21 protein-coding genes are annotated in these 23,635 nt (G+C 70.2%); 4 read left to right on the forward strand and 17 right to left on the reverse strand.

Going from position 1 to position 23,635, the window contains the following annotated elements; all coding sequences use genetic code 11:
- Positions 1–249: 249 nt before the first annotated feature.
- The 7 genes from pepQ to rph form a co-directional block, all read right to left on the reverse strand.
- The gene (gene pepQ / locus VDQ83_RS05370; protein WP_455434130.1) at positions 250–1,578 is read right to left on the reverse strand and encodes a Xaa-Pro dipeptidase; all 1,329 of its coding nucleotides are present in this window, start codon (positions 1,576–1,578) and stop codon (positions 250–252) included.
- Positions 1,579–1,973: 395 nt separating this feature from the next.
- Positions 1,974–2,315 carry a PilZ domain-containing protein gene (locus VDQ83_RS05375; protein ID WP_263395594.1) on the reverse strand — a complete coding sequence of 114 codons (342 nt, stop codon included), beginning with the start codon at positions 2,313–2,315 and terminating at the stop codon, positions 1,974–1,976.
- Positions 2,312–4,843, reverse strand: a complete 2,532-nt coding sequence (locus tag VDQ83_RS05380) for a DUF1631 domain-containing protein (RefSeq protein ID WP_455434131.1) — start codon at positions 4,841–4,843, stop codon at positions 2,312–2,314. Before VDQ83_RS05380 ends, VDQ83_RS05375 begins: the two co-directional genes overlap by 4 nt.
- A gap of 88 nt (positions 4,844–4,931) precedes the next feature.
- A complete protein-coding gene (hemW, locus tag VDQ83_RS05385) occupies positions 4,932–6,089 on the reverse strand; it encodes a radical SAM family heme chaperone HemW (RefSeq protein ID WP_309914424.1) in 1,158 nt (385 codons plus the stop codon).
- Positions 6,090–6,235: 146 nt separating this feature from the next.
- Complete coding sequence (rdgB, locus tag VDQ83_RS05390; protein ID WP_309914426.1) at positions 6,236–6,829, reverse strand: RdgB/HAM1 family non-canonical purine NTP pyrophosphatase; 594 nt, start codon at positions 6,827–6,829, stop codon at positions 6,236–6,238.
- Positions 6,826–7,218 carry a VOC family protein gene (locus VDQ83_RS05395; RefSeq protein ID WP_185815386.1) on the reverse strand — a complete coding sequence of 131 codons (393 nt, stop codon included), beginning with the start codon at positions 7,216–7,218 and terminating at the stop codon, positions 6,826–6,828. Before VDQ83_RS05395 ends, rdgB begins: the two co-directional genes overlap by 4 nt.
- Complete coding sequence (rph, locus tag VDQ83_RS05400; protein ID WP_263395590.1) at positions 7,215–7,940, reverse strand: ribonuclease PH; 726 nt, start codon at positions 7,938–7,940, stop codon at positions 7,215–7,217. Before rph ends, VDQ83_RS05395 begins: the two co-directional genes overlap by 4 nt.
- 101 nt (positions 7,941–8,041) lie before the next feature.
- On the opposite strand from rph, the gene VDQ83_RS05405 reads away from it, so the two are divergent.
- A complete protein-coding gene (locus tag VDQ83_RS05405; RefSeq protein ID WP_455434132.1) occupies positions 8,042–8,905 on the forward strand; it encodes a YicC/YloC family endoribonuclease in 864 nt (287 codons plus the stop codon).
- A gap of 37 nt (positions 8,906–8,942) precedes the next feature.
- On the opposite strand, the gene VDQ83_RS05410 is transcribed toward VDQ83_RS05405, so the two are convergent.
- The 10 genes from VDQ83_RS05410 to VDQ83_RS05455 form a co-directional block, all read right to left on the reverse strand.
- Positions 8,943–9,698, reverse strand: a complete 756-nt coding sequence (locus VDQ83_RS05410; RefSeq protein WP_455434133.1) for an energy transducer TonB — start codon at positions 9,696–9,698, stop codon at positions 8,943–8,945.
- Complete coding sequence (gene exbD / locus VDQ83_RS05415; RefSeq protein WP_455434134.1) at positions 9,695–10,120, reverse strand: TonB system transport protein ExbD; 426 nt, start codon at positions 10,118–10,120, stop codon at positions 9,695–9,697. The genes VDQ83_RS05410 and exbD overlap by 4 nt, the downstream gene beginning before the upstream one ends.
- 10 nt (positions 10,121–10,130) lie before the next feature.
- Positions 10,131–10,859, reverse strand: a complete 729-nt coding sequence (gene exbB, locus VDQ83_RS05420) for a tonB-system energizer ExbB (RefSeq protein WP_455434135.1) — start codon at positions 10,857–10,859, stop codon at positions 10,131–10,133.
- A 291-nt stretch (positions 10,860–11,150) separates the two neighbouring features.
- Complete coding sequence (locus tag VDQ83_RS05425) at positions 11,151–11,546, reverse strand: YbaN family protein (RefSeq protein WP_455434148.1); 396 nt, start codon at positions 11,544–11,546, stop codon at positions 11,151–11,153.
- 40 nt (positions 11,547–11,586) lie between these two features.
- A complete protein-coding gene (locus VDQ83_RS05430; RefSeq protein ID WP_455434136.1) occupies positions 11,587–12,192 on the reverse strand; it encodes a biliverdin-producing heme oxygenase in 606 nt (201 codons plus the stop codon).
- Between the two features lie 73 nt (positions 12,193–12,265).
- A complete protein-coding gene (locus VDQ83_RS05435; RefSeq protein WP_455434137.1) occupies positions 12,266–13,699 on the reverse strand; it encodes a surface lipoprotein assembly modifier in 1,434 nt (477 codons plus the stop codon).
- A gap of 157 nt (positions 13,700–13,856) precedes the next feature.
- Positions 13,857–14,621: a Slam-dependent surface lipoprotein gene (locus tag VDQ83_RS05440; protein WP_455434138.1), complete on the reverse strand. Its 765-nt coding sequence runs from the start codon at positions 14,619–14,621 to the stop codon at positions 13,857–13,859.
- Between the two features lie 81 nt (positions 14,622–14,702).
- On the reverse strand, positions 14,703–17,843 hold the full coding sequence (locus VDQ83_RS05445; RefSeq protein WP_455434139.1) for a TonB-dependent receptor domain-containing protein: 3,141 nt from the start codon (positions 17,841–17,843) through the stop codon (positions 14,703–14,705).
- Between the two features lie 146 nt (positions 17,844–17,989).
- Positions 17,990–19,060: a FecR family protein gene (locus VDQ83_RS05450; protein ID WP_455434140.1), complete on the reverse strand. Its 1,071-nt coding sequence runs from the start codon at positions 19,058–19,060 to the stop codon at positions 17,990–17,992.
- Between the two features lie 116 nt (positions 19,061–19,176).
- A complete protein-coding gene (locus VDQ83_RS05455) occupies positions 19,177–19,716 on the reverse strand; it encodes an RNA polymerase sigma factor (RefSeq protein ID WP_455434141.1) in 540 nt (179 codons plus the stop codon).
- A 282-nt stretch (positions 19,717–19,998) separates the two neighbouring features.
- On the opposite strand from VDQ83_RS05455, the gene gmk reads away from it, so the two are divergent.
- From gmk to VDQ83_RS05470, 3 genes are all read left to right on the forward strand, one after another.
- Complete coding sequence (gene gmk / locus VDQ83_RS05460) at positions 19,999–20,625, forward strand: guanylate kinase (RefSeq protein ID WP_263395577.1); 627 nt, start codon at positions 19,999–20,001, stop codon at positions 20,623–20,625.
- Positions 20,626–20,737: 112 nt separating this feature from the next.
- Positions 20,738–21,037: a DNA-directed RNA polymerase subunit omega gene (rpoZ, locus tag VDQ83_RS05465; RefSeq protein ID WP_010343101.1), complete on the forward strand. Its 300-nt coding sequence runs from the start codon at positions 20,738–20,740 to the stop codon at positions 21,035–21,037.
- Between the two features lie 102 nt (positions 21,038–21,139).
- Complete coding sequence (locus VDQ83_RS05470; protein ID WP_263395576.1) at positions 21,140–23,311, forward strand: RelA/SpoT family protein; 2,172 nt, start codon at positions 21,140–21,142, stop codon at positions 23,309–23,311.
- Positions 23,312–23,635 lie beyond the last annotated feature (324 nt).

Below are 23,635 nucleotides of genomic sequence, written 5' to 3' on the forward strand. Positions count from 1 at the left end.
CACCGGCACGTTGCGCTTCGCGCGGGCAAATAGAACAGCGTTTGGCGTCATGGATACGGCCATCCCCGCTCGTAGGCCGGCGTCATTCGCGGGTACTGCGGGCTTGCCGGTAGACGCAGCAGGCAGCCGCGGTACGCTCATTGCGCGCTGGCGGCAACGAGCCTCCGTGCCGCCAGCTGCCCAGAAACCCGAGGGAAGGCCGACAGTCTCGCCGTGCTTGCGCTGCCCGGCGAACAACACGCGTGGCGGTCAGGCCGCCGCGGCGAACGCCGGGCGGGTCAGGTTCTCCGGATCGCCGTCGGTGCAGGCCACTTCGTCCTCGATGCGGATGCCGCCGTAGGGCTTGAACTGCGCCACGCGCGCCCAGTCGATGCTGGCGGCGTGGCCGGCCTGTCTGGCTTCGTCCAGCAGCATGTCGATGAAGTACACGCCCGGTTCGATGGTCACCACCATGCCCGGTTCCAGCACGCGGGTCATGCGCAGGTAGGGATGGCCGGCGGGGCGCTCGATGCGGCCGCCGCGGTCGCTGGCGGCGAAGCCGGCCACGTCGTGCACCTGCAGGCCGATCGGGTGGCCGAGCCCGTGCGGGAAGAACGCGGCACTGACGCCGGTGGCCAGCGCGGCTTCCGGCGACACGGTGATCACCCCGAAGTCCTTGAGCACGCCCATCAGCGCCAGGTGCGCGTCGAGGTGCAGCTGCTTGTAGTCCACGCCGGCGCGCACGCCCTGGCCCATGCGGAGTTGCGCGGCGTCGACCGCGTCGATCAGCGCCTGGAACTCGCTGCCGGTGTCGGCGGCGTAGCTGCGGGTGATGTCGCTGGCGTAGCCGTGCGCAGAGGCGCCGGCATCAATCAGGAAGCTGCGCCGCTGCGCCGGCGCCTGCCGCTCCAGTTCGGTGTAGTGCAGTACCGCGCCGTGCTCGTTGAGCGCAATGATGTTCCCGTACGGCAGGTCGTTGGCGTCCTGGCCGACCGCGCCGCAATAGGCCATGTGGATCTCGAACTCGCTGCGGCCGTCGCGGAACGCGGCTTCGGCGGCGCGGTGGCCGCGCACCGCCAGGTGCTGCGCCTGGCGCATGAGTTCCAGTTCGTAGGCGGTCTTGTAGGCGCGGTGGTACTCCAGGTACTGGACCACCGCGTCGGGATTGTTCGGCACGTAGTCGCCCAGCGCGCTCTGCGCCTCGCCCAGGATCGCGCAGCGCGCCGCCGGCGCGGGCAGCAGCGCCAGCGCCTCTTCCGGGCTGCGGATGACGTGGATGTCGCAATGCTCCACCCACCAGCCGTTCGGCGCAGCCGGCACCACGTGCCAGTAATCGCGCGGTTGGTGGAAGATCACCTGCGGGCGGCGCCCGGGCGTGTACACCAGCCAGCTGTTCGGCACCCGGGTCAACGGCAGCCAGGCCTTGAACTGCGGGTTCACCGCGTACGGATAGTCGCGGTCGTCGAACAGCTGGTAGTGCAGGGTGCCGCTGGGCACGAGCAGATGGTCGAAGCCGCCGCGCGCCAGCGCGGTGTCGGCGCGTTGCGCCAGCGTGCGCAGGTGGTCGGCATACAGGGCGCTGGGGTCGTGCTGGATCATGGCGAAGGCTCGGTCGGCGATGCGAAAAGCAGGCGCCCAGTTTGCCGCAAACGTCGCGGCGCTTGCCAACGCGATCGGCGCCAGCGCCGCTCCAGGAGCGAGGAGGGCGTGGCGCCGCGATCGGGATTTGTGGGGGCGACTTCAGTCGCGACGGGCGCTACCGGTAACGCCCGTCGCGACTGAAGTCGCTCCCACAGGTGGGTGGGCGGCGGGCACGTGCCGCGACGTCACGTTCGTGCGTAGTGCGCATCTGTTCAAGCCGCGCCTGCAGCAGCAGGCCACGGACTGGTGGTGGAGGCTTCAGTCCCCGCGTCCGCCGCCCGTCCGGCTTTGCTTGTCTCATCGGTGTTGCTTCCGCACCATGTCGCCGGCGATGCGGACAGGTGCCCGATGCGCTACCCGGCCGGCCCCGCCTTGATCCACTGCCGCAGCAGTTCGCGGTGCGCGGGCGAGATGGTCAGGAAGCGGAAGCCGGCCCAGGACTGGCCCGGCGCATGCGAACGTTCGCTCCACAGCAGGTGCACGCCGACGTCGATCTGGGTGTCGCGGCCGAGTTGCGGGATCGCGAAGCGCAACTGGTACAGCGCGTCGTCGTGCAGCGGGGCCGACGCCAGCAGCAGCATGCCGCTCTCGGACACGTTGCCGAGCCGGCCGACCACGGCGTCTTCCATCATGTCCAGCACCGGCACCATGTCCGGGACCTGTCGGCGCGGCGAGCGGCGGGCTTCGGCGATCATGCGTCCTCCAGGGGGGCGTTGGGCGCAGGTGCGCCGGCCAGGGTGCGCAGCGCGCGCACGGTGGCGTGCCAGGCGCGGTCGATCAGCCGCGCGCGGTCTTCGGTGACGATCCGCGCCTGGCCCTGCGCCAGCAACCGCGACAGCGCGTCCAGCGAATATTCGGCGGTCTTGTGCCCGCGCTGGTTGACGAACAGCGCGCGATCGGTGATCGGGCTGTACCAGGACAGGCGCTGCCGTTTCAGGTCGCCCTGCTGGTTGGTGACGAACTCGAACCAGGTGCCGAACGGCAGGCTGCGCAAGCGCGCGTACGCGGCCTGCTCGGTCTCGTTGCGCGGCGCCAGCAGCGGACGCTCGTCCTCGCCCTGGTCGCCGAGGCGGGTGCGCGACTTGAGCCTGGCGCTGAGTTCGGTGCGCGAGACCAGTTCGTCGCCGCCGCCCGGGGTGGACAGGCGCCGTGCGATCGCGGCGGCTTCGTCCTGGTGGTAGCCCACCTGCAGCAAGGCGCTGCGCACCTCGTCGGCCAGGCCGGTATCGGGATCGCCGCCGTTGTCGCGACAACTGACCTCGGCGATGCACTGGGTCAGCTGCTGGCGCTCGCGCCACGCTTCCGAGTCCTCGCCCTGGCGAAGCAGGGTCAGGGTCAGCACGTCGGACCAAGCCTGCTTCAGCAGCGCCTGCACGAACTTGGGCGGCTGCCAGGTCCGGCACAGGTCGTCCAGCGTGGCATTGGCCAACTGCTTGGCCACCTCCAGCCGCTCCTTGCCGCGTGCGGCCTCGATGTGCCGGCGCTCGGCGATCTCGGCCTTGTGCGCCAGCGCGCGGTACTGCGCCTGGATGTCCTGGTGGGCCTGTTCGAAGACGCTCTCGTCGCCTTCGTAGTCCTCGACCACCCGGTCCACGGTCTGGTTCAGCTTCAACAGCAGTTGCGGATCGGTGTCTTCTTCGCCGAGCCAGGTCGCGCCGGATTCGGCGACCGCGTTGAGCAGTTCGCGCGCCGGATGCTGGTGGCGCACGAAGAACGCGGGATCCTGCAGCGCGGCGCGCACCAGCGGCACCTGCAGGCGTTCCAGCAGCGCGGCGGCGGGCGCTTCGCTGCGCACTTCGCGCTCGACCTCGGCGTAGAGCAGGCCGAGCAGTTCGAAGGTGTCGGCATCCTGCGGCGCCAGCGCGGCCTGCGCGCCATGCTCGGCGCGCAGCGTGGCCAGCAAGGCGGCCTGCACGTCGCGGACCTGGCGGCGGCCACGCAGTCCGGCCTGCGCGCTGTGCGCGGGCGGCTGCGCCTGCAGCTCGCCCAGCGCCTGCAGCAGCGAAGCGGTCGGCACGGCGGGGGCAGTGCCGTTGGCGGCTGCCGCGGACGTGCCGGTCGCCGCGGTGGTGCGTGGCGTGGCCGACGTGGCGACGCCGTCCGCGGCGGGCGTCGCCGCGGCGGTCGCGTCGTACTGGCCGCCTTCCGATGCGACATGGGCAGTGCCGGCCGGCGCCGCTGCCGCCGCACGGTCGCGCGCGACGGCCAGCAGTTGGCGCAGCGTGGCCAGGTCGGCCGGTTCGTTGCCGGTGGCCGTCGCCGCCGGGGTGGTGGCCGCCGTCGCCGCGGCGCCGGACGCGCGCTGCTGCGCTGCGGCCGCGGCCGCGGGTGGCGGGCCTGGTGTGGCTGGCATCGCCGGCGTGCCGGGCCGGGCCTCGCTGGCCGCTGCACCGGAACTCGGACTGGACCAAGCGCTGGGCGCCGCCTGCCCCGACCAGCCGGTGGCCGGGCGCATGGCGGGGGACGGCCGCGCCGCACCGCGTGCGCCGGCGGCCGGCTCGGCCGGCGGCCGCGCCACGTACGGCAGATAGACCAGCCCGGGCAGCACGCCGGCATGGGTCAGCGACACGTTGGCGCGCTCCACGATCTCGCCGTAGCGCGCCAGCACCTGTCGTTCGAAGGCGCGATACAGGGTCAGTTGCGCGTCCAGCCCCAGCCGCAGTTCCTCGCCGGCCTCGCGCAGGATCCGGCACAGCAGGTGCGGGCCGAGCGGGGTGTGCTCGGCCTCGAACGCCGGCCGCGCGGCGAGCACACCGAAGCGCTGGCCGAGCAGTTGCAGCGGGATGCTGGCGCGCGCGGCCTCGCGCCGGGCGATGTCGTGCAGCACGATGTCGCGGTCGATGTCCACGTCGGCGACCAGGGTCAGCATCTGCATCGCTGCGTTGGCCTTTTCCTGCCGGCGCGGGCCGCTGGGGTCGGGCGGCAGCCGGATCGTGGCCAGCGCCGCTTCCAGCTGCGCCTTGTAGAACGGCGCGAAACGCTCGCGGCGCGCGCGCAGGCCCTGCAGTTCCTGGTAGATGTCCTGTTGCAGCTGGCTGTTGCGCGCGCGCTCGGCCTGGTCGAACAGCTCGCGCTCCAGCTCGGCCAGGGTCGCTTGCAGCGGCGCGTCCAGCGCCTGCCACAGCAAGGTCTTGAGCGTGTCCAGGATGTCGCGCACACGCGTGGGCAGGGCGGCCGCAGCGAGCGTCGCCGGGCTGGCCGACGGGGTAGCAGACAATGACATCCTGTGATCGCCGTTTACTTTTTCCGGGTCCGGTATGTAGCACGTTTCCGCCGGCGCAACCACGCCGGGGTGCGGCGGCCAGGCGTTTTCAGGCCAGGAACAGGGCGACCACGTCGTTGGTGAAGCGCCGTCCCAGTTCGGTGGGGACGGCGTACCCGGCGTCCACCCGCAGCCAGTCCCGCGCCTGCGCCTGCGCCAGCGCCGGCGCGATCGCCTCCGGCGCCAGGCCGGTGCGTGCGGCGAAGTCGCGCAGCGCGAAACCCTGGTTCAGGCGCAGCGCGTTGAGCATGTATTCGAACGGGCGCCGTTCGGCCGCGATCCACTCGTCGCCACCGATCGCCGCCGGGGTGCCGGCGGCGGCCAGGAACGCCTGCGGATGCTTGGTCTTCCAGCGGCGCAGGATGCTCTGCTCGGCGCCGGAGCTGATCTTGCCGTGGGCGCCGGCGCCGATGCCCAGGTAGTCGCCGAACTTCCAGTAGTTGAGGTTGTGCGCGCACTGGTAGCCGTCGCGGGCATAGGCGCTGACCTCGTACTGGGCGTAGCCGGCCGCGGCCAGCAGCGCCTGGCAGCGCTCCTGCATGTCCCAGGCGTCGTCGTCCTCCGGGATGCCCTGCGGCGGGCGCGCGGCGAACACCGTGTTCGGCTCCAGGGTCAGCTGGTAGTGGCTGAGGTGGGTTGGCTGCAGCGCCAGCGCGCGCGCGATGTCGGCCTCCGCCCCGGCCAGGGTCTGCTGCGGCAGCGCGTACATCAGGTCCAGGTTGAGGTTGGCGTAGCCGGCGTCCTGCGCCAGCTTCACCGCGCGCTCGGCGTCGGCGCTGTCGTGGATCCGGCCCAGGCGCTGCAGCGCCGCGTCGTCGAAGCTCTGGATGCCGAAGCTGAGCCGGTTGACCCCGGCCGCCAGGTAGCGGTCGAAGCGGCCGTGCTCGGCGGTGCCCGGGTTAGTCTCCAGGGTGATTTCCAGGTTTGGCGCGAAGCGCAGGCGCGCGCTGGCCGCCTGCAGGAAGCGGTCGATCGCTTCGGCCGGAAACAGGCTGGGAGTGCCGCCGCCGAAGAACACGGTCTGCACGGTGCGGCCCCAGACCAGCGGCAGGTCCTGATCCAGGTCGCGGATCAGCGCGTCCACGTAGTCGTCGAACGGCAGCGCGCCCTTGGCCGCATGCGAGTTGAAATCGCAGTACGGGCATTTGCGCACGCACCAGGGCAGGTGCACGTACAGCGACAGCGGGGGCGGGATCAGCGGCGGCATGGGGACAGTGTAGGAGGCGGCAGCGGCGCGTGCGGGCGCGCAGCTTGGGTTTCGGTGGTGGAAGAGGGGCGGTGGCCGCAGCGCCGGCTACGCCCGGGGAGCGGCCGCCTGGCGCCAGGCGGAAGCCGTAGCGGCGCTCGCGCCCGCTACAGCGACGCCAGGCGCTGCTTCAACAGCGCCAGCGCCTGGCCGCGGTGGCTGATCCGGTTCTTCAGCGCCAGCGGCATCTGCGCCGCGCTCTGGCCGTGCTCGGGGTCGAAGAACACCGGGTCGTAGCCGTGGCCGCCGTCGCCGGCACGCGCGTGCAGGATGCGTCCGCGCCAGCTGCCTTCCACCAGCAGCGGCTGCGGGTCTTCGGCATGCCGCAGCAGCACCAGCACGCAGTAGAAATGCGCGCCACGCTGCGCATCGGGCACGTCGCGCAGTGCGTGCAGCAGCTTGTCGATGTTGGCGTTGGCGTTGCCGTGTTCGCCGGCGTAGCGCGCCGAATACAGGCCGGGCGCGCCGCGCAGCGCGTCCACGCAGATGCCCGAGTCGTCGGCCAGCGCCGGCAGGCCGGTGACCTGCGCGGCGTGGCGCGCCTTGAGCAGCGCGTTCTCGACGAAGGTCAGGCCGGTCTCGTCGGCATCGCGCACGCCGAGCGTGGACTGCGCGACCAGCTCGATGCCGGTGCCGTCGAGCAGCGCATGCAGTTCTTCCAGCTTGCCGGCGTTGCTGCTGGCCAGGACCAGTGTCTTCATTGCTTGGGTTCCAGCAGGTCCCACTTGGTGCCGTACAGGTCGCGGAACACCGCGACCGTGCCATAGGGTTCCGCGCGTGGGGATTCGAGGAACTCCACGCCCTGCGCCAGCATCGCGGCGTGGTCGCGGGCGAAGTCGTCGGTGTACAGGAAGTGGTCCACGCGCCCGCCGGTCTGGTCGCCGATCCGCGCGCGCTGCGCGGCGTCGCCGGGTTCGGCCAGCAGCAGCGCGGCATCGTCGCTGCCGCCCGGGCCGACCACCACCCAGCGCTTGCCGTCGCCGAGCGCCACGTCCTGCAGCAGGGCGAAGCCGAGCTTGCCGGTGTACCAGGCGATCGCCGCGTCGTAGTCGGCCACGACCAGCGTGGTCAATGCGATCCGCCGCTTCACCGCGCCAGCGCCTCGCGCTGGGCGGCAAGCAGCTGGCCGATGCCGGTTTCGGCCAGCGCCAGCAGCGCGTCCAGTTCGTCGCGGCGGAACGCGTGGCCTTCGGCAGTGCCCTGGATTTCGATGAAGCCGCCGCCGTCGTTCATCACCACGTTCATGTCGGTGTCGCAGTCGCTGTCCTCGGCGTAGTCCAGGTCCAGCACCGGAGTGCCGCGGTAGACGCCGACCGACACCGCGGCGACCGCGCCGAGCACCACCGGCTTCTTCAGGTCGCCGCGCTTCTGCAGCCAGTTCACCGCGTCCATCAGCGCCACGTAGGCGCCGGTGATCGCCGCGGTGCGGGTGCCGCCGTCGGCCTGCAGCACGTCGCAGTCCAGGGTGATGGTGCGCTCGCCGAGCGCGTTGCGGTCCACGCAGGCGCGCAGCGCTCGGCCGATCAGGCGCTGGATCTCCAGCGTGCGCCCGCCCTGCTTGCCGCGCGCGGCCTCGCGGTCGGAACGCGAATGGGTGGCGCGCGGCAGCATGCCGTACTCGGCGGTGATCCAGCCTTCGCCCTTGCCGCGCAGGAAGCCGGGCACGCGGTTCTCGACGCTGGCGTTGCACAGCACGCGGGTGTCGCCGAAGCTGACCAGCACCGAACCTTCGGCGTGGCGGGTGAAGGCGCGCTCGATGCGCACCGGGCGCAGCTGATCGGCCGTGCGGCCACTGGGACGGGAAAAGGACATGGGGTTCGATCCGGAGGTGTCGTGAGGGCCGGGCGCGGCAACGGGCCGGGCCGGCGGGGCGCTAGGGTACCATTCGCGCTTTGCACGCACCGGAACAGCACATGATCCGCAGCATGACCGCCTTCGCCGGCGCCGAGCGCATCACTCCCTGGGGCACGCTGGGTTGCGAGTTGCGCTCGGTCAACCATCGTTTTCTCGAAGTGAGCGTGCGCCTGCCGGAGGAACTGCGCGCGCTGGAACCGCAGTTGCGCGAACGCCTGGCCGCGCGGGTCAGCCGCGGCAAGCTGGACCTGATGCTGCGCCTGCGCGCGCTCGATGCCAACGCGCAGGCGCTGGCGGTGAACGAACCGCTGGTCGAGCAGCTGGCCGTGCTCGCGCAGCGGCTCGGCGCGCGCTTCCCGCAGCTGCAGGTGCAGTTCGCCGACCTGCTGCAGCTGCCCGGCGTGCTGCAGGGGCAGGCGGTCGACCCGGCCGCGCTGCAGGCACAGGCGCTGGAACTGCTGGACGAGGTGGTGGCCGAATTCGTCGCCGCGCGCGAGCGCGAGGGCGGCAAGCTGGCGGCGGCCATCGTCGAGCGGGTCGACGCGGTCGAGCGCATCGCCGGCGAGGTGAAGGACCTGATCCCGGCCATCCGCGAGGGCCAGCGCGCCAAGCTGGCCGCGCGCTTGGCCGACCTGCCGCATCCGGTCGATCCGGGCCGCGCCGAGCAGGAGCTGGTGCTGTGGCTGCAGAAACTCGACGTGGACGAGGAGCTGGACCGGCTCGGCAGCCACATCAAGGAGATCCGCCGCGTGCTGCGCCAGCCCGAGCCGGCCGGCCGGCGCCTGGATTTCCTGTTGCAGGAATTCAACCGCGAGGCTAACACCCTGGGCTCCAAGTCGGTGGACAGCCGCACCTCCAACGCGGCGGTGGAGCTGAAGGTGCTGATCGACCAGATCCGCGAGCAGGTGCAGAACCTGGAGTAGCTTGCCGCCGGCGTTGGCCGCCGTGCGGGCGTCTGCGTCAGCGCTCGCGCAGGAAGAAGTCCACCGGCACCACCACCTGTACCGGGTCGCCCTCGATCTCCGCTGGCGGTGGCGGCAGCGGGCTGGCTCGCTGCACCGTCGCCAAGGTCTCGCTGTCCAGCGCGTCGTGGCCGCTGCCCTGGACGACGCGGATCGCGCTGGCATGGCCGCGCCGATCCACCGCGAACTGGACCTGCACCACTCCTTCCTGCCTGCGCCGCTGCGCCGGCCGCGGATAGCGCTTGTAGCGTTGCAGATGGCCCAGCACTTGCGCCTGCCAGGTGGCGCGCTGCTGTTGCGCCGCGCCGGAGAGCGATTGCGCCGCGGCATAGCGGCTTGCCGGCGGCGCCGACACGCTGGGCGGGGCGCTGGCCTGCGCGGCGCTGGCCGCTTGCGGTTCGTCTAGCGGTTCGTCTTGCGCCGGCGCCGGCGCCGGCGGTTGCTCGCGGCCCGCAGGCAGGCGTTGCAGCGGCGGGGACGCCGGCAGCGGTGCGCGCGTGCGCGGAGCTTGGCGTTGCTGCTGCTGCTCTTGCTGCTGCGGCCCCGGCGGCACCTCGCTCGGCGCCGCTGGCGGAGCGGTCGGGGTCGGCGCGAGTTCCAGCATGACCGCCTGCGCGGGAGCGGCGAGCGGCAGCGGCCGATCGCGCGACGGCCAGCACAGCAGCATGGCCAGGATCGCCGCATGCGCCGCCAGCACGCCGCCGAGGCTGAGCAGCCAGCGCCGCAGCGCCCGCTCCTGCGGCGCTGCGCTCATTGCCCGGCGCGCTCCATCCCGACCAGCGCCACCTTCAGGTAGCCTGCGTCGCGCAGCGCGTTCATCGTCTGCATCAGCTCGCCGTAGGCCACGGCCCGGTCGGCGCGCAGGAAGATGCGTTGGTCGCGGTCGCCGCGGGTCAGCCGGTCCAGCGCCGGCTGCAGTGCAGCGTTCTCGATCCGGGTGTCGTTGACGCTCAGGCCCAGGTCCTTGTGCAGCGTCAGGTAGACCGGATCGCGGTCCCTGGGCTGCGGCGCCGCGCTGCTGGCGGGCAGCTCCACCGGCACCTCCACCGTGGCCAGCGGCGCGGCGACCATGAAGACGATCAGCAGCACCAGCATCACGTCGATGAGCGGGGTGACGTTGATCGCGTGGTTCTCTTCCAGCGCCTCGTCGTCGTCTCGGCCCGTGCGGATGGTCATGCCGGCTGCCTCACTGCGCGCCGGCCACGGGCGCGCCGGGCTCGGTTGCCTGCTGGCGATCCAGGTCGCGCGAGACCAGTTGCTGTACGCCCGCCGACAGATCGCCCAGCTGCTGGCGCAAGCCGCCCAGCGTGCGCGCGAAATGGTTGTAGATCACCACCGCCGGAATCGCGGCGACCAGGCCCAACGCGGTCGCGAGCAAGGCCTCGGCGATGCCCGGCGCGACCACCGCCAGGTTGGTGGTATTGGAGCGGGCGATGCCGACGAAGCTGTTCATGATGCCCCACACGGTGCCGAACAGGCCGACGAACGGCGCGGTGGCGCCGATCGTGGCGAGCGGACCGGTGCCCTTGCGCAGCTGGCGCGCATACCCCAGTTCGACCCGCTCCAGGCGCGAGGCCAGCCGTTCCTTGATCCCGAGCTTGTCTTCCAGGCCGCTGGATTGCCGCAGTTCGGCGCGGGCCTCGTGCAGCAGCGCGCGCGCCGCGTGCACGGCCAACTGCGGCCTCGCCTCGGCGTCGACCAGATGTTGCGATTGCAGCAGCGCCGCATGCGCCGCCTGCAGCGCGCGCCCGATCCGCGCCAACTCCCAGCTCTTGGCCGCCAGGATCGTCCAGGTGGCGACCGAGGCGATGGCCAGGCCGACCATCACTGCCTGCACCACCAGGTCGGCGTGCAGGAACATCTGCCACGGCCCCAGGTCGGACGGCAGCAGGGAGGGGGCGATGTCAGCGTGCATGGTCGTCATCCAGCGTGTCGAAAGTAGCAACGGAGGCGGATGCGTCCGCAGCGGCGAGAGTCGTTTGCAACGCGTTCGGCTGCGGGCCGGTGCCGGGATGGCGCAGCCGGCATCGCGCGCGGCGGCATGCGGAGGCCGGGGTGTCGACTGGCCGCGCGCGCCTGGCGCCAGCCGCACCGCCGCCAGGCATGCGCAGGTGAGGTGCAGCCTGGCGCCACGCCGGCGGCACCGCGGCCGGACTGGTGCGGCGCGCTTGCCGCTGGCGGCAACGCATGACGATCTTCCCTGGCATCACTGAACTCCTTGCGCATCCGCGACGCGGCGCGGTGCCGGACGCGACAGCACGTAGGCGGCGCTGCCGGCGAAGAACAGGCCCACGCCCAGCGCCAGTTTCCAGCCCGGATGCGCGCCGCACCAGAACAGCAGGTAGCCCACGCCCATGCCGGCGCCAGCGAAGCACTTCCCGCGGCGCGTGATCGCGCCCTGTTCGCGCCACAGCCGCAAGGCGGCGCCGTAGCGGGGATGCCCCAGCAGCCACGCCTCCAGTCGCGGCGAACAGCGCGAGAAGCAGCCTGCCGCCAGGATCAGGAAGATCGTGGTCGGCATCACCGGCAGCACCGCGCCGATCAGGCCCAGCGCCAGCATCAGCAGGCCCAGGCACAGCCAAGCGCCGCGACTCGGCGTCATCGCCATCGCCATCGCCAGAGTCGCTCGCGACATGAGGACATCAGGCGCCGGCCGCGAGATGGGTATCGACATGCGCATACACGCGATCGAACGCGGCGCATGCCGCAGCGACCACCGCCTGTTCCTGCGTGGGGTCCAGCGGCACGCTGTCGAGCGCGGCGGTGAACTGGCGCCAATGCCGCGCTCGCCCGTCCGGATGGCCGGCCAGGTGGCGCGCGCCGAACTGCTCGTGCAGTCCCAGCCTGGCGGCCAGCTTGGCCAGGATCGCCGCGCCCAGGCTGGAACCTTCGGCCACGTAGAGCCAGCCCAGCGCATTGACCTGCTTCTCGTAGTAGCGGCCGTCCGCTGCCGCGAACGCAGGCACGTCGGGTACCGCGGCGCCGAGATCGGCCAGGTCGGCCAACAGCTGCGGCAGTCGCCGGCGCTGCGCCAGCTCGGGCACCACGCTGGCGAGCACGGGATTGCGGTACACGCTCTCCATGTCGCAATGGAAGCAGTACTGCGCCTGCACGAAGCGCGCGTAGTTCGTGCGCGATGCGAACGGTTGCGCGGCCATGATGCGCTGGTCCAGGCGCGCGTGCGCCACATGGGTGGCGGCCTTCAGGCGCTGGCTGCGGGTGGTGTCGGCGAGGAGGGTCTGGTTCATGGCGCAGGCTCGATGGCGAAAGGGAAGAAAGGTGGCGCGCCTGGCATGGGCGTCGCTCGGAACGGCAGATCGGTCACAGCGTCCGCTCCAGTTTCAGGCTGACCGTGTTCCTGTCGTAGCTGTACAGCCAATCGACGTTGCTGCGGACATGGCTGCGGCGCAGCGTCAGCAGCGGCACGAAGCCGGCGATGGCCAGGCGCGGCGCGCGCAGGACAAAGCTGTAGCCCTGCTCGGCGTCGTCGCGCCGCGCACCGAGCACCGCGCTGTAGGCGCCGTAGTCGCGGCGGCGGTAGGACGCGAACAGCGTGCCGCTGAAGCCGTCCGGCCATTGCAGCGAACCGCCCAGGCGGACGCCCTTCTGCAGGAAGGACTCGGCTGGCTGCGCGAGGGCGCTGTCGGTCAGGTCGGCACCGGCGAAGACGGTCCAGCGCGTGCCGAGACTGCGGAAATACGTGGCGTATGCGCTGCGGACTACACCGTCGTAGCTGCCGGCGTAGTCGCCGCGGCGATAGCGCATGTCCTTCCAGTCGCCCTCCAGCTTGAGCAGCGAGCGCGGCGAAAGCGTCCAGCTCCACTCCGCGTGCGCGCCCCAGGCGCCGTACAGCGCGTCGTTGCCCAGCGCGTAGTACTCGAACGTGGGCGCCAGCGCCAGCGTGTGCCGTCCGCTGCGGTAGCTGTAGCCGGCCTGGCTGATCGAGGTCAGCTCGTTGTAGGCGCCGTTGTCGCGATAACCCTGGCCGAACAGCAGCGAGCGCAGATACAGCCCATGGTGCCCGCGCAGCGGCAGGCGCCGATCGACGCTGGCGTCGTAGTCGTAGCCGGCGGCGCTGATCGCCTCGGGCGTGCTGCGGCTGAAGAAGCAGCGTCCGTCCATCAGCAGCAGGCAGACCGAACTGGCCGAGGTGCGGTTGACGTTGTCGCTCCATGCCGGGCCCAGCGCGAACGCGCCGTTCCAGTCGCGGCGCCCGGCCAGCGCCTGGCGGAAACTGGCGACGCTGCTGCGCACGCCCTCGGTCTTGGGATCGCTGGCATCGATGGAGGCCTCGATCGCCGCGAACGCCTGCTCGGCCTCGCGATCCTGCTGGTCCTCGAACAGCACCCGCGCCAGTTCCAGCCGGCCCGGCAGGAAGTCCGGCCGCAGCGCCAGCAGTGCCCGGTACTCGCGTTCGGCCTCGCGGTAATGGCCGCCGTTGCGGGCCACCGCGCCCTGCGCGTAGTGGACCAGCAGCGGATCGCGATCGGCCAGGGTCAGGTATTCCTGCAGGAAATGCTGCACCGCCTGCCACTGCCGGTTCTGCAGCGACAGATACAGCGCGCGGCCGACGTCGTTGGCGGTGTGCGCGACCGTGTAGGACTTGCCATCGACGCTGATGGTCGGCCGTTCGGCGTCCAGTTCATCCTTGAGCAGCGCACGCTCGCGCTCGCTCGCCTGGCCTTGGGTGCGCTGGTCCAGCATGCGCCGTGTGTCGTCCTGCGACTGCGCCGGGACGTGGAAGCAAACGGCCATGACTGCGCATCCCAGCAGCAATGCCATGGAGCGCGAACATCGTCGCGCAGAGAGAATGAAGTGCATCGATGCGCCGTGGAAAGGGGGGAAGCAGGACTGGCTTGGCCTTGGCTTGTCCTGCGTGAAGCATTCTGAAAACTGCGAACTGGCGAAGCGGTTACTGCTTGGCGCCGCCGAACGCGGTGTCGTACGCGACGCCGGCGAAATCGGCGATGCCGGCCAGAGCGGTCTGGTTGGCGTAGAACTGGCCGGAGACCGCGCCGTTGGATGCCACCAGGGTGCCCGACTGCCGCGCCGTGGCGTTGCTGCCGGAGACGCTGGCGTTGCTGTTGATGGTGGCCGTGCCGATGTTGACAGCGAAGCCGGCGCCGTTCTGGATCGAACCGGTCAGCCGGGCGGTGCCGAAGTTGGCGTTGAAGGTGCCGGTCAGCTGGTTGCCGGCGCTGTAGTTGTTGATGCCGACCACGCTGTAGCTGGCGGTGCCCGAGGTCGGGACGCTGCTATCGGGCTTGTCGCCGATGAAATACACGGTGTGCGTGCCCAGCCCGTCGGTGGTGTCCTTGCGCGAGTACCACTCGCCGAACCACACGTCCTGGCTGCCGACCTGGGCGAACGCGAACACGCCCAGGCTGTCGTGGCTGCTCGGCGCGCCGCTGTACGGGAAATTCAGCACTTTCACCGAGCCGACGCCGCCGTAGGTGGCCAGCCCCTTGAAGTCCACCGGATTGTTCAGCCCGGTCGAGTTCACCGCGATGCCGGCGAATCCGGCCTGGTGCGGCCCGCCGTTGACCGTGGATTCGCCGACCTTGACGTAGGCCTCGTTGCTCGACTTGCCGACGAACGGAGCGGCATGCGCGCTGCCCAGCACGCCGGCCATGACCAGGCCGACAACGGCGGCGATGCGTGTGTTTTTCGTGTTCATGAGATGTATCCCTATGGTTGGTTGGAACGATGAGAACGTCCGTGTCCGGAACAGCCACACTCCTTGATGCGTCCAGGCGGTTCAGAACCTCCCGGTCAAACTGAGTTTCAGCGTCCGTCCCGGCGCCGCCACGGTCGAGCGCGTGGCGGGGTCGACGTAGTAGCGGTCGGTGAGGTTGGTGGCGGTCAGCTCCACGTCCAGGTTCTCGCGCAGCTTGTAGCTGGCGTAGGCATCCAGCAGCACCGTCCTGCCCCAGGAGAAGGGCACGTTGAAGGTGTAGACCAGCCGCCCGTCCTGGTTCTGGATCGAGTTCTCGCGGAACCAGTCCAGGTCCGGATTCCGGTACTGCTTGTAGTAGGTGACGCGACTGCCCAGCTCGAGGCGCCGCTGCAGCAGGCGCCCGCCCAGCGACCACGTCGCCGACAGCTCCGGCGTGCTCTGGGTCAGCAGGTAGCCGCCGACGAATCCGTAGTCGACGCAGGTCGGCACGATCTGGCCGCTGCCGATGACGTAGCCGTTGGTGCTGGACAGCAGCGCCGCGGTGGTCTCGTCGCAGACCTCGTTCTCCAGGCTGTAGTTGACGCCCAGGTCGGTGAACAGCCGTCCGTTGTCGTAGCGGCCCTGGAACTCGAGGCCGCGGAGGGTCTGCTTTTCGATGTTGTCGAACTTGAAGCCGGGATCGCGTTCGATCACGTCGCGCGTCTTGTTGACGTAATAGGCCAGCTTGACGTCGGCGGTGGTGTCGGCACCGAGCAGCGGGCTCAGATCGTGGACGTAGGCCAACTCCCAGTTGTAGGCGTGCTCGGGCCGCACGCCCCAGGGATTGAGCGAAGCGGAGAACGCCGCCGTGCTTTCGAACATGCTGGGAAAGCGCAGGGTCTCGCCGTAGCGGAAATAGACGCGGCTGTAGTCGCCGAAGTTCACCGTGGCCGAGAAGAACGGCACCCAGCCATGGTCCTTGCGCTTGCGCGCGGTGGCGTCGAGGGTCTGGGTCACGGCGCTGGCGAGGCAGGTCTGCCCGGCCGTGCCGGCCAGGCCGTCCAGCGACCCGTTGAGGCAGGCGTTGCCGGCCTTGGTGTAGTCGCCGTTGGCGTCCGGCTGCCACGGTACCCGGTGCTGCACCTCGTAGCTGCTGGGGACGTTCTGCAGCAGCGCGGCGGCGATCTCGTCGTACTCCTGCTGGGTGATGATCTCCAGTTCCAGCAGTTCCAGGTTGCCGGCGAGCTGGTCGGCGATCAGCGCCTCGCGCTGCTGCTGCGTATAGGTCTCGGTCGTGCGGTAGCCGATCTCGTAGCCGGTGACCACGGACTGCCTGATCTGGCCGGCGTGCGCGTCCAGGAAATCGTCGAAGGCCCAATACGAGGCGTAGCGCGCACCGGCGCTCAGGGTCAGGAAGTCGAGCGGCCGCCATTCGAAATTGAAATTGGCCTGCCATTCCTCGCGCCGGCCTGCGCGCGGATACATGCGCCAGCCATCGCTGATGCCGAAATAGGCATCGTCCGAGCGCAGCGTCTCATGCTGGAAGTTGCCGCCCAGGGTCAGGTCGAGGCGATCGGCGAGGCGAATCCTGTTGCTCAGGGTGATGCCGTTGCGCGCGTTGCGCGCATTGGCCAGCGCGGTGTTCTTCAGCAGCGGGGCGTCGACGCCTTGCGCGTAGTTCGGAAAGCCGCCGGCGGTGTAGGTGTCGCTGACCGTCTCGGTGCGCCACAGGTTGGCGTACAGGTCGATCCAGCGGCTGTCCGCCGGCTGCCACTGATATTCCAGGTTCCACGCCTTCGCATCGACGCGGCTGGTCGGCCACTGGATGGCGGCGCGGTCCTGCGAGGCGATGATCCGCGAGGGCATCACCTCGCCGTAGTGCGCGAGGCTGTCGCGGTAGCCCACCTGCAGCGCCTGTTCGTCGCTGGGGCGCCAGGTGGCCTTGAACAGCCAGGATTCCATCTGACTCGACGTGTTGGTCACCTCGTTGCCGGGCAGCCAGTAGTTGGCCATCGACAGGATGTAGTCGTCGGCGGAGGAGCCTGTCGCTTTGCTGTAGTAGCCGGCGCCGCGCTTGCCGGCGTAGTAGTTGCCGCGTTCGCGATAGGCGTAGGCTGCCAGCAGGTCGAGGTTCTCGGCGGGCCGCCAGCCCAGTGCGAGCCGGTACGCGTAATCGTCGCCGTCGAGGACGTTGTAGCCGCCGCCGCCGCTGCGCGGCGTCACCAGCAGGGTGCGATCGGTGTAGGGGATGTTGGGCGTGGCCTGCGGGAAGCCCTCGACCGTGCGGTAGTCCTCCCCGGTGTGCAGGGTCGGCAGCCGCGGCGAGGTCGCGTTGCTGCTGCCCTCGAGCTTGAATTCGCCGCCGAAGCGCTGGCCTTGCTCGACGACGTCGTCCACGTCCAGGGTATCGACGACCATCGCGCCGCCGATGCCGGTGGCGACATTGCGGGTCAGCGAGGGGCCCTTGAGGATCCGGATGCCGCCGATCAGGAACGGGTCGATGTAGTTGCGGTTGCTGGCGCCGTTGTAGCCGCGCCAGACCGTCAACGCCTGCTCGGTGCCGTCGATGGTCACCGGCACGCGGCCGGGACCCTGGATGCCGCGGATGTTGAGGTCCAGCGCGCCGCTGTTGCGGGCGTCGCCGCTGAACACGCCGGCGACGCCATTGAGCAGGTCCGACGGGGTGGCGCCCTTGTAGCGTTCGACCTCGGTGCGGCCGATGTACGAAGTCGACAGGTCCAGGTCGTAGATGTCGTCGTAGCCCTGGACGTCGCGCGCGCTGCCGGTGGCATCGCCGCGCGCGTCGCCGGCCACGTTCAAGGTGTCGGTGACGATCGCCGCGTCGCGTCCGCCCGGCGCGGGAGGATTGGCACGGACGTCCAGCGTGATCGCATTGGCGCCGGTCCGCCGCGGCACCAGGCCGCTGCCCTGCAGCAGGCGCTGCAGGGCCTGCTCGGCGCTGTAGTCGCCCTTCACCGCGGGAGCGACCAGGCGGTAGGGCTCCTGCCGGCTGTACAGCACCTGCAATCCGGTTTGCGCGGACAGCTTCACCAGCGCATCGGGCAGCGGCTGTGCCTCCAGATCGATGGCGTAGCGCGCCGGCGGCGTGCCGGTCGCGGCGGCCGGCGACTGCGCGTAGGTCGACGTGGCGAGGGGGAGCAGCGCCAGCGCGATGGTGCTGGAGAGCAGGGTGCGGCAGGCAGGGAAGCGGCGCCTGCGGACGGCGGTGGTGGCGAGGGGCATGGAATCGGATATCGGGAAGAAGAGGGTGTGTGATGCGAACGAAAATCATTCCGTTCTTGCTGGTAACACGGGTCCAGCCGGGTCCCACTACCCAGTCCGTTTGCCGTCTGTGTGCGGCATCGGTGGTTTTGTTTATGTTTTGTTCATCAATTGCGGCCAGGCGCTGCCTGCGCCGGCGCTGGCCGGTACACGACGGTCACCCATCCCAGGCGCACCGCGTCGAGCTGCAGACTGTCCAGCAGCAGCTGCAGGCTGGCGTCCGGATCGGCGATGCTGAACGAGCCGGAGACCGGCAGTGCGCGCACGTCGTCGCCATGTACCTGCACGATGCCGTGGCGGTAGCGCGCGAGTTCGTCGACGACCTGCGACAGCGGCGTGTTGTAGAAGACCAGTTGCCGCCGCCGCCAGGCGGTCGCCGCGCGCGGATCGTGCACGGCCTCGCGCTGCGCGGCGGCGCCCGCCAGCCATGCGCTTTGCCCGGCGGCGAGCACCGCGCCGGTTCCACCGGCAGGCGGGCTGACGGCGACGCGGCCTTCGACCACGCTGACCCGGGCGCTGGCGTCGTCGAGGCGGACGTTGAAGGCCGTGCCCAGTACGCGCGCGCTGCCGCCGGCGCTGTCCACCACGAAGGGACGGCGCGTGTCGCGCGCGACCTGGAAGAAGGCTTCGCCGCGCAGCAGCCTGACCGTGCGCAGGTCCTTGCGCATATGCACGGCGATGGCGCTGTCGGTATTGAGGGTGACGACGCTGCCGTCCTCCAACTGCAGCCGCCGCATCGCGCCGACCTGGGTGTAGGCGTCGCTGCGCAGGCGGTCCAGGCCGCCGCCGCCCAGCCAGCCGCCCGCGGCGATCGCCAGGGCCAGGCTGGCCACCGCGGCGTGCAGCAGCCGGCGCCGACGCCGGCCGCGCATCACTGCAGCGGGTGCGGGCGGCACCCGCGGCGCCGGTGCCGAAAGCGTCGCAGCCGGAGCCGGAGCCACCGCGGCGCGCGCCGCCTCCGCGTCCAGCTGGTCGGCGAGGTCGGCGACAGGCTGTTCCAACAGGCCCAGGAACGCACGCGCCGACGCCATCGCCGCGGCACGGGCAGCGGGGGCGGCGGCGAGCCAGGCCAGGTGGCGGCGCACTAGGTCCGGGTCCTCCGGTGCTTCGTCCAGGTGCAGGACCCAATGGATCGCCTGGTCGAACAGGTCGTCGTCGACGGGAGGTGTGGCGGGCATCGTCTGCCTATCCGTTAAGGAATGGGTGGCCGCCAGCGGCGAGCGGAACGGGGCTATGGAACGGGCTATAGAAATGCTGACGGGTCCAGCGCGATCGATCCCTTAGTCGCCCGCGCTCACACGTCCCGGCCCGCGTCGCGCAGCCGCCGCCGGCAATGGGCGACGGCGACGGCGATGTGCTTTTCCACGGTGCGCGGCGAGATGCTTAATTGCTCGGCGATCTGCGCCATGCTCAGGCCGCGGCCGCGGAACAGGATGAACACCCGCCGCGCCTGCGCCGGCAGGTCGCGTACCGCCTGTTGCAGGACCGCGTACTCCTGCTCGCTCAGCGCCACCTGGTAGGGCGACGGCGCCGGGCTGGCAATGTCCTCGTGTTTTTCCGCAGAAGAGAGGAAGCGGTTGCGGGACGCCGCCAGCCGGTGCCGGTCGATCGCGAGGTTGTCGACGATCCGGCGCAGGTAGGTGACCGGGTCGCGCACCGCGGCGGTCCCGGCGCCGGAGTCGGCGCGCGAGGCCAGGCGGAGCCACGCATCGTGCAGCAGGTCGTCTGCGGCAGCGGCGTACTTGCGCGAGGCGTATCGGCGCAGCTCCTCGTAGCTGTTTTCCAGCTCGGCCGCCAGCGGGGCGGCGTCGGCCGGAGGCGACGGAACCGACATGGCGTGCGTCCAGACCTGCGGTAAGAGCGCCATTATGGTTCAGATGAGAGTTATTCTCAATTGCGGCGGCGCCGCGCAATCTCGTGCAGCGCTTCTGTCCGCCGCGGCCTGGAGGACGCGGCGCGCGTGTTCGTCGGCGAATAGCGATAGGGATCAGTCGCTTCGGTTCGGCGGGGGCGGCAGGCGCCGATGCGCGGGCGCGCCGGCCTCGCCGTGTCGCTTGCGGTGGCGGCTGGGGCTGGTATCGTGCGCCGCCCGACTCCATCGACCGAGACCTGAGCGATGCGTGGCACTCTCTACATCGTTGCGGCGCCTTCCGGCGCCGGCAAGAGCAGCATCGTCAACGCCACGTTGGCGCGCGATCCGCAGATCGCGCTGTCGATCTCGTTCACCTCGCGCGCGCCGCGGCCGGGCGAGCGCCACGCCGAGCACTACCACTTCGTGTCCGCCGACGCGTTCCAGGGCATGATCGATGCCGGCGACTTCTTCGAGTACGCCCGCGTCCACGGCGACTGGAAGGGCACCGCGCGGCAATCGGTGGAGCCGCAACTGGCCGCCGGCCACGACGTGCTGCTGGAGATCGACTGGCAGGGCGCGCGCCAGGTGCGGGCCAAGGTGCCCGACGCGGTCAGCGTGTTCATCCTGCCGCCGTCGCGGGCGGCGCTGGAGCAGCGCATGCGCAAGCGCGGCCAGGACAGCGAGGCGGTGATCGCGCAGCGGCTGGCCGCGGCGCGCGAGGAGATGTCGCACTACGCCGACTTCGATTACGTGATCGTCAACGAGGATTTCGACACCGCGGTGGACGAGATGTGCGCGATCTTCGTCGCCAGCCGCCTGCGCCGGCTGCCGCAGCAGCAGCGCCACGCCGACCTGATCGCGGCGCTGCTGCAGGATCAGCCAACTGGCTGATTCCAAAGGAAACTGAATAACGGAAGGTTGATTTCGGCCGGTACACGGCCTACAATCGCCGCCCTTTCCCTCATTCGAGCGCGCGGCCGTCGCCGGCCCGCCGGGAGCCCGCATGGCCCGCATCACCGTAGAAGATTGCCTGGAAGTCGTTAACAACCGTTTCGAGCTGGTCATGATGGCGTCCAAGCGCGCCCGCCAGCTGGCCAACGGCGTGCAGGCCACGCTCGACAACACCGAATCGGCCGACAAGCCGACGGTGCTGGCGCTGCGCGAGATCGCCGCGCGCAAGATCGACAACGCGCTGATCGACGAAGTCGAGAAGGCCGAGCGCGAGCGCGCCGAGCGCGAAGCGCTGGAGTGGGCCGCGGCCGAAGTCGTCGCCGACGAGGACATGTCCAAGAACGACGACTGATCGCGCCCGTCGCGTTCCGATCGCCGCCGAAACAGCCCGCATCCGCGGGCTGTTCCGTTTTGCGGGTTTGCCGTCCTCGCGCCGCTGGCATAGTCTTCGCGCATGAACCCAGGCCCTTCTGCCCAGGTCGCCACTGCCGCGCTGTCGTCGGCCAGCGAGGCGATCCCCGACTACGTCCTGCAACTCGAGCGCAGCGCCAGCTATCTGCCGGCCGAGCAGATCCCGCTGCTGCGGCGCGCGTGGGAAGTGGGCGCGGCCGCGCACGCCGGGCAGACCCGCAAGTCGGGCGAGCCGTACATCACCCATCCGGTGGCGGTTGCCGGCGTGCTGGCCGAACTCGGCCTGGACGTGGAAGCGCTGATCGCCGCGATCCTGCACGACACCATCGAAGACACGCCGCTGACCCGCGCCGAACTGGCGGCCGAGTTCGGCGAGGCGGTCGCCGAACTGGTCGACGGCGTCACCAAGCTGGACAAGCTGAAGTTCCGCGACCGCCAGGAAGCGGCGGCCGAAAGCTTCCGCAAGATGCTGCTGGCGATGTCGCGCGACCTGCGCGTGATCATGATCAAGCTCGCCGACCGCCTGCACAACATGCGCACGCTCGGCGCGCAGAGCGCCGAGGCGCGCAGCCGCATCGCCCGCGAGACGCTGGAGATCTACGCGCCGATCGCCCAGCGCCTGGGCATGAGCCTGATGAAGTCCGAGCTGCAGAACCTCGGCTTCCGCGCGCTGCATCCGTGGCGCCATGCGATCATCGAAAAGCACATCCGCAGCCAGCCGGTGGTGCGCCGCGAGTCGATGGCGCAGGTGGAGGTGCAGCTGTCGCAGCGGCTGGCCAAGGACGGGCTGGAGCACCGCCTGGTCAGCCGGATCAAGACCCCGTGGAGCATCTACAACAAGATGCGCGACGAGAACAAATCCTTCGACCAGGTGATGGACGTGTTCGGCTTCCGCCTGGTGGTGCGCGGGGTGCCCGATTGCTACCACGCGTTGGGCGCGGTGCACGCCACGTTCAAGCCGCTGGACGCGCGCTTCCGCGACTTCATCGCCATTCCCAAGGCCAACGGCTACCAGTCGCTGCACACGGTGCTGTTCGGTCCCTACGGCTCGCCGATCGAAGTGCAGATCCGCACCGAGGAAATGGACCTGATCGCCGAGCGCGGCGTGGCCGCGCACTGGACCTACAAGTTCGGCGGCGAATCGCCGAACAGCGCGCAGAGCCGCGCGCACGCGTGGATCGTGGAGTTGATCGAATCGCAGCGCGCCGCCGGTTCGTCGCTGGAGTTCCTCGACAACGTCAAGGTCGACCTGTTCCCGGACGAGGTCTACCTGTTCACGCCGAAGGGCAAGATCCTCGCGTTGCCGCGCAATTCCACCGCGCTGGATTTCGCCTACGCCGTGCATACCGACGTCGGCAACCGCGCGGTGGCTTCGCGGGTGGACAAGAAGCTGGTGCCGCTGCGCACCAAGCTGGTCAGCGGGCAGACCGTGGAAGTGATCACCGCGCGTTCGGCCACGCCCAAGCCGCAGTGGCTGGAGTTCGTGGTCAGCAGCAAGGCGCGCACCGCGATCCGCCACCAGCTCAAGCAGCTCGAGCACGAGGACGCGGTGCAGCTCGGCCACCGCATGCTCGACCGCGCGCTGGAGGCGATGGACAGTTCGCTGGAGCGCCTGCCCAAGGGGCGGCTGGATTCGTTCCTCAGCGAGCACCGCTATCCGCGCCTGGAGGCGCTGCTGGCCGACATCGCGCTGGGCAACTGGATGCCGAACCAGGCCGCGCAGGCGCTGATGGCCTATGCGGAATTGCGCGGCGGCGGCCTGTCCAAGCATTCGCAGGAAAAGATCCTGATCAACGGCACCGAGCGCGGCGTGGTCAGCTTCGCCAATTGCTGCCAGCCGATTCCCGGCGACGAGATCATGGGCTACCACACCGCCGGCAAGGGCATCGTGGTGCACCGGCTGGACTGCCCGAACCTGGCCGAGCTGCGCAAGTCGCCCGAGCGCTGGGTGCCGATCGGCTGGGACACCAGCGTCATCGGCGACTACGACACCGCATTGGTGGTGGACGTGGAGAACCGCACCGGCGTGCTGGCGCAGCTGGCCGCGGCGATCGCGCAGAGCCAGTCCAACATCGAGCGCGTGGATTACCTGGACCGTGACTTCAACGCCGCGGTGCTGCGCTTCAACATCCAGGTCCGCGACCGCAACCACCTGGCCGAAGTGATGCGCCGGCTGCGGCGGCTGACGGCGGTGCAGAGTGTGCGCAGGCAGTAGTGGGGCCGGGACTCGGGACTCGGGACCGGGGACTCGGGGGATGGTCGCAAGTGCGCTGCATTTTTGCTTTTCTGTAGGAGGGGCTTTAGCCCCGCGACGCCTTACCGATAACGCAGCGGGGCTAAAGCCCCTCCTACAGAAAAGCGGTTGTGCGGTAGCCGCAAAAAAGGCCGCTTTTTCTGCAAAAAAAAAGCGGCCTTCTTGCATCAAATCGCTTGACAGGGATTTGCACCGGAACATCATCCTGCCGTCCCGAGTCCCGAGTCCCGAGTCCCGAGTCCCGAGTCCCGAGTCCCGAGTCCCGAGTCCCGAGTCCCGAGTCCC

This window comes from Xanthomonas sp. WHRI 7945 (genome assembly GCF_035026585.1).

Excerpts from the sequence above, each read along its gene's own strand:
- pepQ (WP_455434130.1), bottom strand. The coding sequence starts at position 1,578 with ATGATCCAGCACGACCCCAGCGCCCTGTATGCCGACCACCTGCGCACG.
- VDQ83_RS05375 (WP_263395594.1), bottom strand. The coding sequence starts at position 2,315 with ATGATCGCCGAAGCCCGCCGCTCGCCGCGCCGACAGGTCCCGGACATG.
- VDQ83_RS05380 (WP_455434131.1), bottom strand. The coding sequence starts at position 4,843 with ATGTCATTGTCTGCTACCCCGTCGGCCAGCCCGGCGACGCTCGCTGCG.
- hemW (WP_309914424.1), bottom strand. The coding sequence starts at position 6,089 with ATGCCGCCGCTGATCCCGCCCCCGCTGTCGCTGTACGTGCACCTGCCC.
- rdgB (WP_309914426.1), bottom strand. The coding sequence starts at position 6,829 with ATGAAGACACTGGTCCTGGCCAGCAGCAACGCCGGCAAGCTGGAAGAA.
- rph (WP_263395590.1), bottom strand. The coding sequence starts at position 7,940 with ATGTCCTTTTCCCGTCCCAGTGGCCGCACGGCCGATCAGCTGCGCCCG.
- VDQ83_RS05405 (WP_455434132.1), top strand. The coding sequence starts at position 8,042 with ATGATCCGCAGCATGACCGCCTTCGCCGGCGCCGAGCGCATCACTCCC.
- VDQ83_RS05410 (WP_455434133.1), bottom strand. The coding sequence starts at position 9,698 with ATGAGCGCAGCGCCGCAGGAGCGGGCGCTGCGGCGCTGGCTGCTCAGC.
- exbD (WP_455434134.1), bottom strand. The coding sequence starts at position 10,120 with ATGACCATCCGCACGGGCCGAGACGACGACGAGGCGCTGGAAGAGAAC.
- exbB (WP_455434135.1), bottom strand. The coding sequence starts at position 10,859 with ATGCACGCTGACATCGCCCCCTCCCTGCTGCCGTCCGACCTGGGGCCG.
- VDQ83_RS05425 (WP_455434148.1), bottom strand. The coding sequence starts at position 11,546 with ATGACGCCGAGTCGCGGCGCTTGGCTGTGCCTGGGCCTGCTGATGCTG.
- VDQ83_RS05430 (WP_455434136.1), bottom strand. The coding sequence starts at position 12,192 with ATGAACCAGACCCTCCTCGCCGACACCACCCGCAGCCAGCGCCTGAAG.
- VDQ83_RS05435 (WP_455434137.1), bottom strand. The coding sequence starts at position 13,699 with ATGGCCGTTTGCTTCCACGTCCCGGCGCAGTCGCAGGACGACACACGG.
- VDQ83_RS05440 (WP_455434138.1), bottom strand. The coding sequence starts at position 14,621 with ATGAACACGAAAAACACACGCATCGCCGCCGTTGTCGGCCTGGTCATG.
- VDQ83_RS05445 (WP_455434139.1), bottom strand. The coding sequence starts at position 17,843 with ATGCCCCTCGCCACCACCGCCGTCCGCAGGCGCCGCTTCCCTGCCTGC.
- VDQ83_RS05450 (WP_455434140.1), bottom strand. The coding sequence starts at position 19,060 with ATGCCCGCCACACCTCCCGTCGACGACGACCTGTTCGACCAGGCGATC.
- VDQ83_RS05455 (WP_455434141.1), bottom strand. The coding sequence starts at position 19,716 with ATGTCGGTTCCGTCGCCTCCGGCCGACGCCGCCCCGCTGGCGGCCGAG.
- gmk (WP_263395577.1), top strand. The coding sequence starts at position 19,999 with ATGCGTGGCACTCTCTACATCGTTGCGGCGCCTTCCGGCGCCGGCAAG.
- rpoZ (WP_010343101.1), top strand. The coding sequence starts at position 20,738 with ATGGCCCGCATCACCGTAGAAGATTGCCTGGAAGTCGTTAACAACCGT.
- VDQ83_RS05470 (WP_263395576.1), top strand. The coding sequence starts at position 21,140 with ATGAACCCAGGCCCTTCTGCCCAGGTCGCCACTGCCGCGCTGTCGTCG.